Below are 15513 nucleotides of genomic sequence, written 5' to 3'. Positions count from 1 at the left end.
ACCCGGGGGAGGCCCCTGGTGAAAGGCGCGGCGAAGGCCCTGGGGAGAGCCGTGGGAAAGAAGCGCATGGCGCCAGTGTCCCTGCCCGGCGCCCGGGGAGTGGTGGCGATATCCACACAACCCCTGGCCGGAAATCGTATGAACGAAATGAACAGAAGGGTGACCGGGGTCACAGCACGGTGGATAGTCGCCGAGACCCCGAGTCAAGGAGGACACGTGGCTGCGAGGCGGGACCGAACCCACTTCCTGTACATCGCCGTTGTGGTGGCCGTGCTGCTCGGCATCCTGGTGGGCTTCGTCGCCCCCGGAACCGCCGTCCAGCTCAAGCCCATCGGCACCGGATTCGTCGACCTCATCACCATGATGATCGCGCCGGTCATCTTCTGCACGATCGTGCTCGGCATCGGATCCGTGCGCAAGGCCGCCAAGGTGGGCGCCGTCGGCGGTCTGGCCATCGGCTACTTCCTGGTGATGTCGACCGTCGCCCTCGCCATCGGCCTGATCGTCGGCAACATCCTGGAGCCAGGACAGGGGCTGCACCTCACCGAGTCCGTACGCCAGTCCGGCGTGGCGCAGGCCAAGGGGACGAGCGACTCGCTGCCCGACTTCCTGCTCAGCATCATCCCCACCACCCTGGTCTCCGCCTTCACCGAGGGCTCCACGCTCCAGGCGCTGCTGATCGCGCTGCTCGCGGGCTTCGCGCTGCAGGCCATGGGCTCGGCGGGCGAGCCGGTGCTCCGCGGCATCGAGCACATCCAGCGGCTGGTGTTCCGCATCCTCGCCATGATCATGTGGGCCGCCCCGGTGGGCGCGTTCGGCGCGATGGCGGCGGTGGTCGGCGAGACCGGCGTCGACGCGCTCAAGTCGCTCGCCGTGATCATGATCGGCTTCTACGCCACCTGCGCGATCTTCGTCTTCGTCGTCCTCGGCCTGGTGCTGCGGGTGTTCGCCAAGGTCAACATCTTCCTGCTGCTGAAGTACCTGGCGCGCGAGTTCCTGCTGATCCTCTCCACGTCCTCGTCGGAGTCCGCGCTGCCCCGGCTGATCGCGAAGATGGAGCACCTGGGCGTCAGCAAGTCCGTCGCGGGCATCACCGTGCCGACCGGCTACTCGTTCAACCTCGACGGCACGGCCATCTACCTGACCATGGCGTCCATCTTCATCGCCGAGGCGATGGACAAGCCGCTCTCGATCGGCCAGCAGATCTCGCTGCTCGTCTTCATGATCGTCGCGTCGAAGGGCGCGGCGGGCGTCACCGGCGCGGGGCTCGCCACCCTCGCGGGCGGCCTCCAGTCGCACCGGCCGGAACTGGTCGACGGCGTCGGCCTGATCGTCGGCATCGACCGGTTCATGAGCGAGGCGCGCGCCCTGACCAACTTCGCGGGCAACGCCGTCGCCACCGTTCTCGTCGGCAACTGGACGAAGGAGCTCGACCGGGGCCGCCTCGACGAAGTCCTCGCGGGCCGCGTGCCGTTCGACGAGCGCACGCTGATGGACGAGAGCGACAAGGCCGCGGCGCCCGCCCTCGACAAGGCCGCGGCCCCCGCCGCCGCGGTGGCCGACCAGCGCGGTGACGACGCCGCGCAGCAGACCAGGGCCGGGGTCTAACCCCCCCCATCCCCCCACCCCGGCCCGGGGAACCGGCCGGCCCGAGCGGACGCGCAGCCGCCCCGCCGGCCGGACGACTGCGTCCCAAAGGCGCCCCCGGGGCGGCTGCGCGTCCGCTCGGGCGGCGCCCCGCCGCTCAGCCCAGCCGCGCGTGGGCCGTGTGCAGGACCATGCCGCACGGCGTGGGCCCGCCTGGCGGGGTGATCGCCGCGGCCTGCGCGAGGAAGGCGCCGCGCACCTCGGTCACCAGATCCGGCGGCAGCGGCCGCACGTCGTACATCCCCGCCATGGACTCCCAGACCCGCTCGGCGGGGCCGCTCAGGTCGACGCGCAGCGTCGCCCAGGCGACCGGGCCGAACCCGGCGGGCGCGAGCAGCTCGTCGAGCCCCTCGCGGGTCCTGGCGCGCGGATCGCCGAGGCGTGGGATGCGCAGCGGCCCGGCCTCCGGCGGTACGGCCCGCCGCAGCAGCGCCGCGAAGACCTCGTACGCCCCCTCGCCCCCGCCGCCCACGACGCAGGCAAGCAGCCCGCCGGGCGCCAGCACCCGCGCGGCCTCGGCCGCCACCCGGTCGGCCTGCGCCATCAGCATCAGCGCCATGTGCGCGACGCACGCGTCGAACGAACCGTCGGCGAACGGCAGTTCCTGGGCCCTGCCGACGCGCAGCCGGGCCCCGGCGAGCGCGGGCCGCCGCCGTGCGAGCGCCAGCGCCTGAGGCGACAGGTCGACGCCCGCGAGGTCCGCGGGGTCGCGCTCCCGCGCCAGGAGCTCAAGCAACAGTCCGTCGCCGCAGCCCAGTTCGACCACCCGGCGGGCTCCCGCGACGAGGTCGGCCAGCACCCGGTAGCTCGACCGTCCGTCCCCGGTCCCGGCACGGCCCAGCAACTGGGAGGTCACGTCCGGGTGTTCGGCGTGGAAGGCGCGGAGAAAGGCTTCCTGGACACCCGCATCGTCGGGCGGCGGTGGTGACGGTGACGCGAAAGCCGCGGTGACGAAAGACAATGGCCCCGCTCGTCAATTGACGAGCGGGGCCATTGTCTGCGTATATTGGGGGTTTCCGCGCTCAATCAGCACCGTTATTGCCGTAAGGGATTGTGTGTGAGAGTGCGGACGTTCATTACGGAGAATACCAGGGCAGGGGAAGAATTGTCAACCGACGCGGTACAGGACGAGCAGCAATTCATCTCCGATCTCTATGCCCGCCTCGACGCCCTCAGGGACCGGGCGGAGGGCTCGGTGCGGCAGTCCGTCGCGCAGGTCGGGACCGGCAGGCAGGCCAAGCTGGAGCGCGACGTGCACGTCCAGGAGGAGACGGCGCGGCTCGCCCAGCTGAATGCCGTCGAGAGCGGACTGTGTTTCGGGCGCATCGATTTCCGGGACGGCGTGAGCCATCACATCGGCCGTATCGGAATGCGCGAGGACGACGCGGAGCGCACACCTCTCCTGATCGACTGGCGTGCCCCCGTCGCCCGCCCGTTCTATCTCGCGACGGGCTATTCCCCGATGGGCCTGCGCCGCCGCAGGCACCTCAGCACCCGCGGGCGCACCGTCACGGACCTGCACGACGAGATCATGGACCTCGGCGACACGACCCGCACGGGCCACGAGAGCCGCGACGCGGACGAAGTGCTGCTCGCCGCCCTCAACGCGGCGCGCACCGGCCGCATGGCCGACATCGTGCAGACCATCCAGGCCGAGCAGGACCGCGTCATCAGGGCCTCGCACCGCGGCGTCCTCGTCGTCGAGGGCGGTCCCGGCACCGGCAAGACGGCCGTCGCCCTGCACCGCGCCGCCTACCTGCTGTACGCGCACCGCGAGCAGCTCGCCAGGCGCGCGGTGCTCGTCGTCGGGCCCAACCCCGCCTTCCTCGGCTACATCGGCGAGGTCCTGCCCTCGCTCGGCGAGACCGGCGTGCTGCTCGCGACGGTCGGCGAGCTGTTCCCCGGCGTCGCGGCGAGGGGCAAGGACACCCCGGCGGCCGCGGCCGTCAAGGGCTCGCCCGGGATGGCGGGCGTCCTCGCCCGCGCCGTGCGGGACCGCCAGACGGTGCCCGAGCACGTGCTGGAGATCGTCCACGAGGATCACGGCGTCCTCCCGCTCGACCGTGCGAGCGCCGAGGACGCGCGCGCCGCGGCCCGCGCCACCGGGCTGCCGCACAACCTCGCGCGCCCGCACTTCGCTTTCCGCGTCATCGACGCCCTGACCGCGGGGCTCGCCGAGCGCCTCGGCGCCGACCCGTACGGTGGTCCCAACCTGCTCGGCGCCGACGACATCGCCCAGCTCGGCAAGGAGATCGCCACCAGCCGCGCCGTGCACGCGGCGATCGACGAGCTGTGGCCCTCCCTCACCCCCGAGCGTCTTGTGGCGGGGTTCCTCGCCGACCCGCTCCAGCTGCCCGAGCACGAACAGGCCCTGGTGCGGCGGGTGGACGGCCCCTGGACCCCGGCCGACGTGCCGCTGCTCGACGAGGCGGCCGAGCTCCTCGGCGCCGACGACAGCGCGGAGCGCGCCGCCCAGGAGGCCGCGCGTCAGGAGCAGATCGCGTACGCGCAGGGCGTGCTCGACGTCTCCGCGGGCTCCACGACCTACGAGTTCGAGGACGAGGAGTCCGAGGTCCTCACGGCCCACGACATCATCGACGCCGAGCGGTTCGCCGAGCGGCAGGAGGAGGCCGACACCCGCAGCGCCGCCGAGCGCGCCGCCGCCGACCGCACCTGGGCCTTCGGGCACATCGTCGTGGACGAGGCGCAGGAACTGTCCGCGATGGCCTGGCGGTTGCTGATGCGCCGCTGCCCGAGCCGGTCCATGACCCTGGTCGGCGACCCCGCCCAGACCGGTGACGCTGCGGGCTGCGACACCTGGCAGGAGATCCTCGGGCCGTATGTGGGGGACCGCTGGCGCCTTGAGCGGCTCGGCGTCAACTACCGCACCCCGGCGGAGATCATGGCGGTCGCCGCCGAGGTGCGCAGGTCCGTGGAGCCGGGCTTCGAGCCGCCGCGCTCCGTACGGTCCACCGGCGCGGAGCCGCTCGTGCGGACCGTGCCCGAGGGCGAGTTGGTGCGGGCCGCGGTCGCGCTCGCCGCCGAGCGGGGCGCGCGGGCCCAGTCCGCGGACGGCGGCAGGCTCGCGGTGATCGCCCCCGCCGTGCTGCTGCCCCGGCTCGCCGCCGCGCTGCCCTCGGCGTCCTGCGGCGAGGCCCCCGACCTGACGAGCCCCGCCGTGCTGCTCACCGCCCGGCAGGCGAAGGGCCTCGAATTCGACCGGGTGGTGGTCGTCGATCCGGACGGCGTGCGGGGCGGTTCGCCGCGCGGCGCCAACGACCTCTACGTGGCCCTGACACGGGCCACGCAGTGGCTCGGCATCGTCCGCGCACAGGGCGACGCGGCCGGGCCGCCGCCCGCGGGGGAGTAGCTCCGCAGCCCCGGCCGGACCGCCGGCCCCTCCTACAGTGGGCGCATGTCACCTCGCCCCTACCGCTCCACCGTCCGTGAGCGCGCCGCCGCCTCCACCAGGAACGCGATCCTGGACGCGGCCGAGTCCCTCTTCGCGGAGCACGGCTACCCGCGGGTGAGCGTCAGCCGCGTCGCGGAGGCCGCCGAGGTGGCGGCGGGCACGGTCTACGCCTCCTTCGGCAGCAAGGCCGCCCTCGTCGTCGGGCTGATGGAGCGCGCCGCGGCCGACGAGGCCGTCACCCGGGCGCTCGCCGCCGTCGACGCGGCCGACAGCGGCGGGCAGGTCGTCGCGCTCACCCTCGCGGGCGCCGGTGCGCTGCTGCGGCGCCATGGGCGCGCCATCTCCGTGCTGTACGACAACGCCTCGGCCGACCCGGACATCGCCGCCGCCGTGGAGCGCGCGGAAGCCCTCCAGCGCGAACGCCTCGACGGCATCGTCGCCCGCCTCGCGGATCTCGGCGCGCTGCGGGCCGGCCTGGCGCGGCGGGACGCGGTCCGCGTCCTCGAGTACTACGCGGGCCCTCCGTCCTGGCGGCGTCTGCGCGCCCTCGGCTGGAGCGGGCGGCGCGCCGAGGAGTGGCTCACCGACCAGGTCTCCTACGCCCTGCTCGGTGCGCCAGGCGGGGCCGCGTCCGCCTAATTGAGTGAAGCGCTACTCTAATAAATATGCGTGTACTCTTCTCCAGCACCCCCGCACACGGCCATCTGCTGCCGCAGCTCCCGCTCGCCCGCGCCTTCCGCGACCGCGGCGACACCGTCGCCGTGCTGACCGGCGAGGCCTTCGCCCCCGTCCTCGCGCCCGAGGGGATCGACCTGCTCGCCGCGGGCCCCGCCGTCGACGTGCTCTTCGCCGAGACCGCCCGCAGGACGGGCGTCGACGCGGCGAGCAACCCCACCCCCGAGTCCGTCGCCGAGTTCTTCGCCGGCGCCCGCGTCGACCTGACGGCCGACGACGCCCTCGCCGCCGCCAGGGACTTCGCACCCGACCTGGTCGTCGCCGAGGCGTGTGACGTCGTCGGACCGCTCGCCGCCGCCGTCCTCGGCGTACCGCTCGCCACCCTCGCCTTCGGGCCCGCGATACCGGACGAGTTCACCGCCGGCCTCGCCGCGGTCGCCGCGCCCCGCTTCGCCGCGCGCGGCGCCGCCCCCGCCCCGGCCCGGTGGTACCTCGACCCCTGCCCCGACGTGCTCCAGGCGCCGGACTGGCAGGCGCCCGAGGGGCGTCTCCCGCTGCGCCCGGAGCCGCACCGCGGCCCCGGCGCCGCGTCCGCCGCCCCCGAGCCGGCCCGGGAGGGCGCGCGACGCCGGGTGCTCGTCTCCTTCGGCACGTACTTCGCGGAGCCCCGCGTCCTCGGTCCGATCCTGGCCGCGCTGTCGGCCGCCGACGTGGACCTGCGCGTCACGCTCGGCCTCACCGCGTCGGCCGACGACTACGACATCGACCGCGAGCGCGTCGAGTTCGTCGGCTTCACCCCCCTCGACCAACTGCTGCGCGGTGTCGACCTCGTCGTCACCCACGGCGGCGCGGGCACCACGCTCGGCACGCTCGCGCGCGGCCTGCCGCTCGTCGTCGTGCCCCAGGGCGCCGACCAGTTCCTCCAGGCGGCCGGGGTCGCGGCCTCGGGCACAGGCCTCGCGGTCCCGCCGGATGCAGCCACCCCCGAGTCCGTCGCCCGCGCCGCGGCCGACGTGCTGGCCGGCCCGGAGTACGCGGACGCCGCCCGCAAGGCCGCCGACCAGATCGCCGGCATGCCGTCGCCCGCCGAAGTCGCCGACCACCTCGCCGCCGCGCTGGCCTGACCCGTACCGCACCGGGAGCAACGCCCCCGCACACGGGGGCGACACCCCCGCAGCGGGAGCCTGCGGCCCCGCGCACAGGCACCGGCCGGCGGCAGTGCGCCGCCGGCCGGTGCCTGTGTCCCCGCCGCGTGCGGCCGTGCCGCTGCTACACGGGCCTGAACCACACCGTGGACAGCGGCGGCAGCGTCGGGCACACACTGGCCCCGCGGCCGTGCGCCGCGACCGGCTCGGGCTTGAGCACCTCGGTGTTGCGCACACCGCCGCCGCCGTACCGCGCCTCGTCGGTGTTGAGTACCTCGGCCCACCCCGCGTACGCCTCCGGCACACCGAGCCGGTAGTTCTCGCGCACCACGGGCGAGAAGTTCGACACCGCGAGCAGCGGTGTGCCCGAGCGGTCGAGCCGCAGGAACGCGAACACGTTGTCCTCCGCCGCGCCGCCCTCGACCCAGCCGAACCCCTCGGGCTCGGTGTCCCGCTCCCACAGTGCCGGGGTGTCGCGGTAGACCCGGTTGAGGTCCGCCACCAGGCTGCGCACGCCCCGGTGGTCGTCCGCCGCCGTGTACGAGGAGTCCACCAGCCACCAGTCAGGTCCGTGACTCTCCGACCACTCGGCGCCCTGCGCGAACTCCTGTCCCATGAAAAGCAGTTGCTTGCCCGGATGGGCCCACATGAAGCCCAGGTAGGCGCGGTGGTTGGCGCGCTGCTGCCACCAGTCGCCCGGCATCTTCGACACCAGCGCGCCCTTGCCGTGCACGACCTCGTCGTGCGAGATCGGCAGGACGTAGTTCTCGCTGTACGCGTACACCATCGAGAACGTCATCTCGTCATGGTGGTACTTGCGGTGCACCGGCTCCTTCGCCATGTACTCCAGCGAGTCGTGCATCCACCCCATGTTCCACTTCAGGCCGAAGCCGAGGCCGCCGAAGCCGCCGGGGCCGGTGTGGTGGGTGGCGCGGGTGACTCCGTCCCAGGCCGTCGACTCCTCCGCGACCGTCACCACACCGGGACAGCGCCGGTAGACCGTGGCGTTCATCTCCTGGAGGAAGCGCACCGCGTCCAGGTTCTCCCGGCCGCCGTACTCGTTGGGCGCCCACTGCCCGTCCTCGCGCGAGTAGTCCAGGTACAGCATCGAGGCCACCGCGTCGACCCGCAGGCCGTCGATGTGGAACTCCTCGCACCAGTACACGGCGTTCGCCACCAGGAAGTTGCGCACCTCGGTGCGCCCGTAGTCGAAGGTCAGCGTGCCCCAGTCGGGGTGCTCGGCCCTGCGCGCGTCGCCCGGCTCGTACAGCGGGCGCCCGTCGAAGTGCGCCAGCGCCCAGTCGTCCTTCGGGAAGTGCGCGGGCACCCAGTCGACGAGCACACCGATGCCCGCCCGGTGCAGCGCGTCCACCAGGAACCTGAAGTCGTCGGGCGTGCCCATCCGCGACGTGGGCGCGTAGAAGCCGGTGACCTGGTAGCCCCACGAACCGCCGAAGGGGTGTTCCGCGATCGGCATCAGCTCCACGTGCGTGAAGCCCAGCTCCGTGACGTACGCGGGCAGTTGCTCGGCCAGCTGGCGGTAGGTGAGGCCGGGCCGCCAGGACGGCAGGTGCACCTCGTACACCGAGAACGGCGCCGCGTGCGCCGGCCGGTCCGCGCGGTGCGCCAGCCACTCCTGGTCCTGCCACGCGTGGTGCGACGCGGTCACCACCGACGCCGTCGCGGGCGGCACCTCGGCGGCCCGCGCCATCGGGTCGGCGCGCAGCGTGTGGTGCCCCTCGGGCGTGCAGATGTCGAACTTGTACGTGTCGCCCTCGCCGACCTCGGGGACGAACAGCTCCCACACGCCGGTCGAACCGAGCGACCGCATCGGCAGCGCCGTGCCGTCCCAGTAGTTGAAGCCGCCGGCGACCCGCACCCCGCGCGCGTTCGGCGCCCACACCGTGAAGCGGGTGCCGGTCACGCCCTGGTGGTCGAGGACCGTGGCGCCGAGCGCCTTCCACAGCTCCTCGTGCCGGCCCTCCGCGATCAGGTGCAGGTCGAGTTCGCCGAGTGCGGGCAAAAACCGGTACGGATCCTGCACGTCGACGACGTCGTCGCCCTCGGTGTCCCCGTAGCGCACCCGCAGGGTGTAGACGGGGACCTCGGCCAGCGGCAGCACACCCGAGAACAGCCCGTCGCCTTCGTCGTCGAGCGCCGTGACCGAGCCGTCGGCGACGACGTCCACCGCCCGCGCGTACGGCCGCAGCGCGCGCACCGCCACGCCGCCGGCCACCGGGTGGGCACCGAGCAGCGCGTGCGGATCGTGGTGCTCGCCGCGCAGCAGGCGCGCCCGGTCGCCGTCGTCGAGCGGCGGCGCGGGCCGCGTGCCCGTGGGCCCGCGCGAGGAGCCGCCCGCGGCCCCAGAAGGGACACCGGTGTCCCCGGACGGAGTGCGGCGCGCGGGCACGGGCCTGCCGGGCGGCTGCTTGCCCGGCGGGCCCGCCGGCACGGAGCCCGACGCCTTGGCGGGGCGGAAACGGGCGGAGACTTCTGGCTCCGACGGGGTGTCGGACGACGGGCGGGCGGTCACGGTGCTGCCTCCTCGGCGAGCGTCAAACGGGCGTGGGCGTGAAGCGCGGGGGGTGGCGTGCGCGGGGGTGCCGTGGGACGAGTCTGCTGGACCCGGGCCCGCGGCGCGAGCGGGCCGGGGGAGCGGAGCGAAGGGGGCGCCCGAGGGGGGCGCGCCGCTCAGCCCCCGGCCGCGAGGCGCTCGATCGCGGCCATCGGGACGGGCAGCCAGTCTGGCCTGTGCCGTGCCTCGTACAGCACCTCGTAGACGGCCTTGTCCGTCTCGTAGGCGCGCAGCAGCTCGGGCTCGGCGCGCGGGTCGCCGCCCGCGGCCTCTGCGTACCCCTCGCAGTAGGCGTCGCGGCAGCGTGCCGCCCAGTCCGCGCGCCAGGGTTCGTGGGAGCGCGCCGCGTAGTCGAAGGAGCGCAGCATCCCCGCGACGTCCCGCACCGGCGGCTGCGGCCTGGTGCGCTCGGCGAGCGGTCTCGCGGGCTCGCCCTCGAAGTCGATGACGGACCAGCGGCCGTCCGGGGTGTGCAGTATCTGGCCGAGGTGCAGGTCGCCGTGGACCCGCTGGGCGGGCCGCGCGCGCTCCGTCGCGCGCAGCGCCTCGAACGCGGCGCGCAGCCCCGGCGCGTACGGCTGGAGCGCGGGCACCGCCTGCGCCGCGGCGGCGAGCCTGCGGCTCATCGCCTTGGCAAGCTCCGCCGTACGGGCCCGGTCGAGCGTCACCGTCGGCAGCGCCGCCGCCAGCGCCAGGTGCACCTCGGCGGTGGCCCGGCCCAGGTCGCGCGCCTCCGGAACGAAGTCGCGGCCGTCCGCGAGCGCGGCGAGCGCCAGCTGCCAGCCGTCCGTCGAGCCGCGCAGATACGGCTGGAGGATGCCGAGCGTCAGCCGCTCCGCGCCGCCCGCCGGATCCTCCGCCTCGAACCAGGCGACCGGCGCGGGCACCCGCTCGCACCCCTCGGCGGCGAGCGCGCGCGGCAGCTCCAGGTCCGGGTGCGGGCCCGGCACCACCCGCCGCAGGATCTTCAGGATGTAGGCGTCCCCGTACACCAGGGACGTGTTGGACTGCTCGGCGCCGAGCGGCCTGGGGGAGAGCCCGGCCGGGATGCGGCCCGCCCGGCCGAAGCGCAGCGGCCCGACCGCGTCCACCGAGCGCAGCCGGTCCATCAGCACGCCCGCGAGGTAGGGGTCGTGCAGCGCGTCGTAGACCGTGCGGCCCGCGAGCGGACCCCCGGTGGCCCGGCCGACCAGCGCGGAGGAGAGGTGCTGCGGCAGTGACGTCCGTACGCCGAGCAGGAGTTGGTAGCAGTCGTCGGCGGCGGTCGGCTCGGGCCCCCGCTCGTCGTGCTGCTCCACGCGCAGCAGCAGGTGCAGCAGCCCCGGGCCCTCGCCGCCCGAGGGGACGGGCGGCAGCAGCTCGGTGACCGCCATGGGCACGAGCCCCGTCAGACCGCGGCCCTTGCCCGCGAACCAGCGCTGCCGTGGCAGCCAGTCGAGCAGCAGGGGGGCGAGGGACTCGACCACCGCGGTCGCGGCGGCCGAGGGGGTGTGTGCCCGGACGGCGCGTGCGGTACTCCGGGCGGATGCAGCCTTCGGCATGGCAGCGCGTCCTTTCCCCGGGAACACCACAGGATGCGCGGAGTCTCCCGGATTGCGGCGGTTGCTGTCCGGCTGTACGGGATGTGTCGGGTGAGGATGATCCGTACGGAGCCGAGCCGTGACGGAGTATCCGGACGCGGCGTGAGCCCCACGAGCCGGCCGTCGGTGAGAGTGCCCCGTGCGGGACGGGGGAAACCGTCCCGCACGGGCCGCGCCGGCCGGGCGTCGCCGTGGCCACCCGGTGCTCAGGACCGCGGGCGGACCCGCGTACCGTCCTCGGAAGGACCAGCCGCCTCCTCCGGACTCTCGGCGCGCACCGCCTCCTTCGGGCCCGGCGCGGCGGCGGGCCTGGCGTCCGGCGCGGCACCGACCCCGGCGCCGAGCGAGGGCCCCGACGACAGCGGCGCGGGCGCCGCGTCCTTGCGCAGCCGGAACCAGTAGAAGCCGTGGCCCGCGAGCGTCAGCAGGTAGGGCCACTCGCCGATGGCGGGGAAGCGCACCCCGCCGATCAGCTCGACCGGGTGGCGCCCGCTGTACTCGCGCAGGTCGAGCTCGGTGGGCTGCGCGAAGCGGGAGAAGTTGTGTACGCACAGCACGAGGTCGTCGCCGTTGCCCTCGGGCGACGGCGCCTCCCGCAGGAAGGCGAGCACCGCCGGGTTGGACGACGGCAGTTCGGTGTACGAGCCGATGCCGAACGCCGGGTTCTGCTTGCGGATCTCGATCATCCGGCGGGTCCAGTGCAGCAGCGAGGAGGGCGACGCCATGGCCGCCTCGACGTTGGTGACCTGGTAGCCGTAGACCGGGTCCATGATCGTGGGCAGGTAGAGCCGGCCGGGATCGCTCGACGAGAAGCCGGCGTTGCGGTCGGGCGTCCACTGCATCGGCGTTCTGACCGCGTCGCGGTCGCCGAGCCAGATGTTGTCGCCCATGCCGATCTCGTCGCCGTAGTAGAGGATCGGCGAGCCGGGCAGCGAAAGCAGCAGCGCGGTGAACAGCTCGATCTGGTTGCGGTCGTTGTCGAGCAGCGGGGCGAGGCGCCGCCTGATGCCGATGTTGGCGCGCATCCGCGGGTCCTTGGCGTACTCCGCGTACATGTAGTCGCGTTCCTCGTCCGTCACCATTTCGAGCGTGAGCTCGTCGTGGTTGCGCAGGAAGATGCCCCACTGGCAGCCGCTCGGGATCGCCGGGGTCTTCGCGAGGATCTCGGAGACGGGGTAGCGCGACTCGCGGCGCACCGCCATGAAGATGCGCGGCATCACCGGGAAGTGGAACGCCATGTGGCACTCGTCGCCGCCCTTGGCGTAGTCGCCGAAGTAGTCGACCACGTCCTCAGGCCACTGGTTGGCCTCGGCGAGCAGCACGGTGTCCGGGTAGTGCGCGTCGATCTCCGCGCGCACCCGCTTGAGGAACTCGTGCGTGCGCGGCAGGTTCTCGCAGTTGGTGCCCTCCTCCGCGTACAGGTAGGGCACGGCGTCGAGGCGGAAGCCGTCGATACCGAGGTCGAGCCAGAACCGCAGGGCGGAGATCATCTCCTCCTGCACCGTCGGGTTCTCGTAGTTGAGGTCCGGCTGGTGGGAGAAGAACCGGTGCCAGTAGTACTGCTTGCGCACCGGGTCGAAGGTCCAGTTGGACGCCTCGGTGTCGACGAAGATGATCCGGGCGTCGGGGTACTGCTTGTCGTCGTCTGCCCAGACGTAGTAGTCGCCGTACGGCCCTTCCGGGTTGGCGCGCGACTCCTGGAACCAGGGGTGCTGGTCGCTCGTGTGGTTCATGACCACGTCGATGATCACACGCATGCCGCGCTGGTGCGCGGCGTCGACGAACTCCACGAAGTCGGCGAGGTCGCCGAACTCCGGCAGTACGGCCGTGTAGTCGGCCACGTCGTACCCGCCGTCGCGCAGCGGGGACTTGAAGAACGGCGGCAGCCAGAGGCAGTCGACGCCGAGCCACTGCAGATAGTCGAGCTTGGCGGTGAGGCCCTTGAGGTCACCGATGCCGTCGCCGTTGCTGTCCTGGAACGAACGCACCAGGACCTCGTAGAAGACGGCGCGTTTGAACCAGTCGGGGTTGCGGTCCTTCGCGGGAGTGTCCTCGAAGGTGTCGTGGACGGGCTCATTGACGATCATGATGTGGGTGACCCTCCGATCGGCGGGGACGGTCGCAGGGCGACGATGTGCGCGGGCGTGACGCCCGGCTCCAGGCGCACATAGTTGGCCCTGCCCCAGTGATAGGTGTCGCCGGTGAGCTCGTCGCGCACCGGAACGGTCTCGTGCCATTCGAGGCCGAGCCGCGGCATGTCCAACGAGACCGTGGCCTCCTGGGTGTGGTGCGGGTCGAGGTTGGCGACCACCAGAACGATGTTCGAACCCGCCCGCTTGCTGTACACCAGGACGGAGTCGTTGTCGGCGTGGTGGAAGTGGATGTCCCGCAGCTGCTGGAGCGCCGGATGCCTGCGCCGCAGCCGGTTGAGCGTGGTGATCAGTGGTGCGATCGTGCGGCCCTCCCGCTCGGCCGCCTCCCAGTCCCTGGGGCGCAGCTGGTACTTCTCGGAGTCCATGTACTCCTCGCTGCCGGGGCGCACCGGGGTGTTCTCGCACAGCTCGTACCCCGCGTACACACCCCAGGACGGGGACATCGTCGCCGCGAGCACCGCGCGCACCTCGAACGCCGGCCGGCCGCCCTCCTGAAGGTACGCGTGCAGGATGTCGGGCGTGTTGACGAAGAAATTCGGGCGCATGTACGCGGCGGTCTCGCGCGACAGCTCGGTGAGGTAGTCCGTCAGCTCCTGCTTGCTGTTGCGCCAGGTGAAGTAGGTGTAGGACTGCTGGAAGCCGATCGCCGCCAGGGTGCGCATCATCGCCGGGCGGGTGAACGCCTCGGCGAGGAAGACCACGTCCGGATCGGTCCGGTTCACGGTACGGATGACCTTCTCCCAGAAGACCACGGGCTTGGTGTGCGGGTTGTCGACCCGGAAGACGCGTACCCCGTGCTCCATCCAGTACCGCAGCACCCGCACGGTTTCCCGCACGAGTCCTCGCATGTCCGCGTCGAACGCGATCGGGTAGATGTCCTGGTACTTCTTCGGCGGGTTCTCCGCGTACGCGATCGAGCCGTCCGGCCTGTGGTGGAACCACTCCGGCTTCTTCTTGACCCACGGGTGGTCGGGCGAGCACTGGAGGGCGAAGTCGAGCGCGACCTCCATGCGCAGGTCGCGGGCGGTCTCGACGAACCGGTCGAAGTCCTCGATGGTGCCGAGGTCCGGGTGGACCGCGTCGTGTCCGCCCTCGGCGGAGCCGATCGCCCACGGCACCCCGACGTCCTCGGGGCCGGCCGACAGGGTGTTGTTGGGGCCCTTGCGGAAGGTGGTGCCGATGGGGTGGATGGGCGGCAGGTACACCACGTCGAAGCCCATCGCGGCGATCGCGGGCAGCCGCTCCGCCGCCGTCGCGAAGGTCCCGCTCACCGGCGGCTCGCCGGGCCTGACCTGCGCGCCCTCGGACCGCGGGAACATCTCGTACCACGACCCGAACAGCGCGCGCCTGCGCTCGACCTTCAGCGGCAGCGGCTTCGACGCGGAGACCAGGTCGCGCAGCGGGTGCTTCGCCAGCGCCTCGTCCACCTCGGGCGTCAGCGCCGCCGCGAGCCGCGCCGCCGCCGGGCGTGCGGCGTCGCGCAGCGCGTCCACCGCGGCGAGCACCGACTCGCGGCCCTCGCGCTTCGGCACGCCCTCGGCCGCCCGCTCGTACAGCGCGGCGCCCTCCGCGAGCACCAGGTCCGTGTCGATGCCCGCCGGGATCTTGATCGACGCCGTGTGCCGCCAGGTGGTGACCGGGTCGCTCCACGCCTCCACCGTGTACGTCCAGGCGCCTTCCTCCGTCGGGGTGACCTCCGCGCCCCACCGGTCCGTGCCGGGCGCCAGCTCGCGCATGGGCGTGAAGGGCCCCGGGCGGCCCGCCGGGTCGGTGAGGACCACGTTGGCCGCCACCGCGTCATGGCCCTCGCGGAAGACGGTGGCGGTGACCTGGAAGGTTTCACCGCTCACCGCCTTGGCGGGGCGTCTGCCGCAGTCGACGAGGGGAGCGACGTCGAGGACGGGGATGCGACCGATCAGTTTCACCGAATCACCTGGAGGCTGGGCGGGCGGGCGTGGCGGGCAGTGCGCGTGGTGCGGGTGTGGTGCAGGCGGTGCTGCCGGGCGGTGCCCGGTGCGGGCGACTACGGCGGGCGATCAGATTTTGTACGGCTTTTGCTGTTCTTTTTAGCTGCTTGATCGAGTGCGGACACGGTGCGAGCAGGGCCGTTCTCGTGCGCGTTCACCCGAACAGCCCGTGCGGACCGCGCGTACGGAGGAGCCTTCCATGCGGACGGGCCCGCCAATCCGGCGGAGTGTTAACTCCCCGCACCGAAGCGGTCACCCAATCCTCCACCGAGCGGCCGCCGCGCGCGAGTCCGGGCCGCGCACCCCGCATGCTGCCCCATCCGGCGCGTGCCCCGGCACAACACGGCGGATCCTCGCGG

8 protein-coding genes and 1 pseudogene are annotated in these 15513 nt (G+C 73.1%); 4 read left to right on the top strand and 5 right to left on the bottom strand.

What is annotated here, in order from left to right; genetic code table 11:
- Positions 1 to 216: 216 nt before the first annotated feature.
- The gene (locus tag ABEA77_RS08395; protein WP_345643358.1) at positions 217 to 1608 is read left to right on the top strand and encodes a cation:dicarboxylate symporter family transporter; all 1392 of its coding nucleotides are present in this window, start codon (positions 217 to 219) and stop codon (positions 1606 to 1608) included.
- A 136-nt stretch (positions 1609 to 1744) separates the two neighbouring features.
- Here the strand turns inward: ABEA77_RS08395 and ABEA77_RS08390 are convergent, their stop codons facing one another.
- Positions 1745 to 2503 (bottom strand): class I SAM-dependent methyltransferase, encoded by a 759-nt coding sequence (locus ABEA77_RS08390; protein WP_345643355.1) that lies wholly within the window; start codon positions 2501 to 2503, stop codon positions 1745 to 1747.
- Between the two features lie 249 nt (positions 2504 to 2752).
- Between ABEA77_RS08390 and ABEA77_RS08385 the strand changes: the two genes are divergently transcribed.
- The 3 genes from ABEA77_RS08385 to ABEA77_RS08375 are packed head-to-tail and all read left to right on the top strand — an operon-like array spanning position 2753 to position 6858.
- The gene (locus ABEA77_RS08385; RefSeq protein WP_345643353.1) at positions 2753 to 5017 is read left to right on the top strand and encodes a HelD family protein; all 2265 of its coding nucleotides are present in this window, start codon (positions 2753 to 2755) and stop codon (positions 5015 to 5017) included.
- 45 nt (positions 5018 to 5062) lie between these two features.
- Positions 5063 to 5698, top strand: coding sequence for a TetR/AcrR family transcriptional regulator (locus tag ABEA77_RS08380; RefSeq protein ID WP_345643351.1), 636 nt, complete (start codon positions 5063 to 5065; stop codon positions 5696 to 5698).
- A 26-nt stretch (positions 5699 to 5724) separates the two neighbouring features.
- Complete coding sequence (locus tag ABEA77_RS08375; protein ID WP_345643349.1) at positions 5725 to 6858, top strand: glycosyltransferase; 1134 nt, start codon at positions 5725 to 5727, stop codon at positions 6856 to 6858.
- 145 nt (positions 6859 to 7003) lie between these two features.
- Here ABEA77_RS08375 and glgB read toward each other — a convergent pair whose 3' ends face one another.
- The 4 genes and pseudogenes from glgB to ABEA77_RS08355 form a co-directional block, all read right to left on the bottom strand.
- Positions 7004 to 9412: a 1,4-alpha-glucan branching enzyme gene (glgB, locus tag ABEA77_RS08370; protein ID WP_345643346.1), complete on the bottom strand. Its 2409-nt coding sequence runs from the start codon at positions 9410 to 9412 to the stop codon at positions 7004 to 7006.
- Positions 9413 to 9570: 158 nt separating this feature from the next.
- Entirely contained in the window at positions 9571 to 10995 is a 1425-nt protein-coding gene (locus ABEA77_RS08365; protein WP_345643343.1) for a maltokinase N-terminal cap-like domain-containing protein, read from the bottom strand.
- 410 nt (positions 10996 to 11405) lie between these two features.
- Positions 11406 to 13121 (bottom strand): annotated as a pseudogene (treS, locus tag ABEA77_RS08360) (maltose alpha-D-glucosyltransferase); the annotation flags it as partial.
- Positions 13118 to 15106 (bottom strand): alpha-1,4-glucan--maltose-1-phosphate maltosyltransferase, encoded by a 1989-nt coding sequence (locus tag ABEA77_RS08355; protein ID WP_345643477.1) that lies wholly within the window; start codon positions 15104 to 15106, stop codon positions 13118 to 13120. The pseudogene treS and the gene ABEA77_RS08355, both read right to left, overlap by 4 nt.
- Between the last annotated feature and the right edge of the window lie 407 nt (positions 15107 to 15513).

This window comes from Streptomyces tremellae (assembly GCF_039540215.1).
Lineage (GTDB): Bacteria > Actinomycetota > Actinomycetes > Streptomycetales > Streptomycetaceae > Streptomyces > Streptomyces tremellae.
This window is presented reverse-complemented; position numbering and strand designations above follow the sequence as displayed.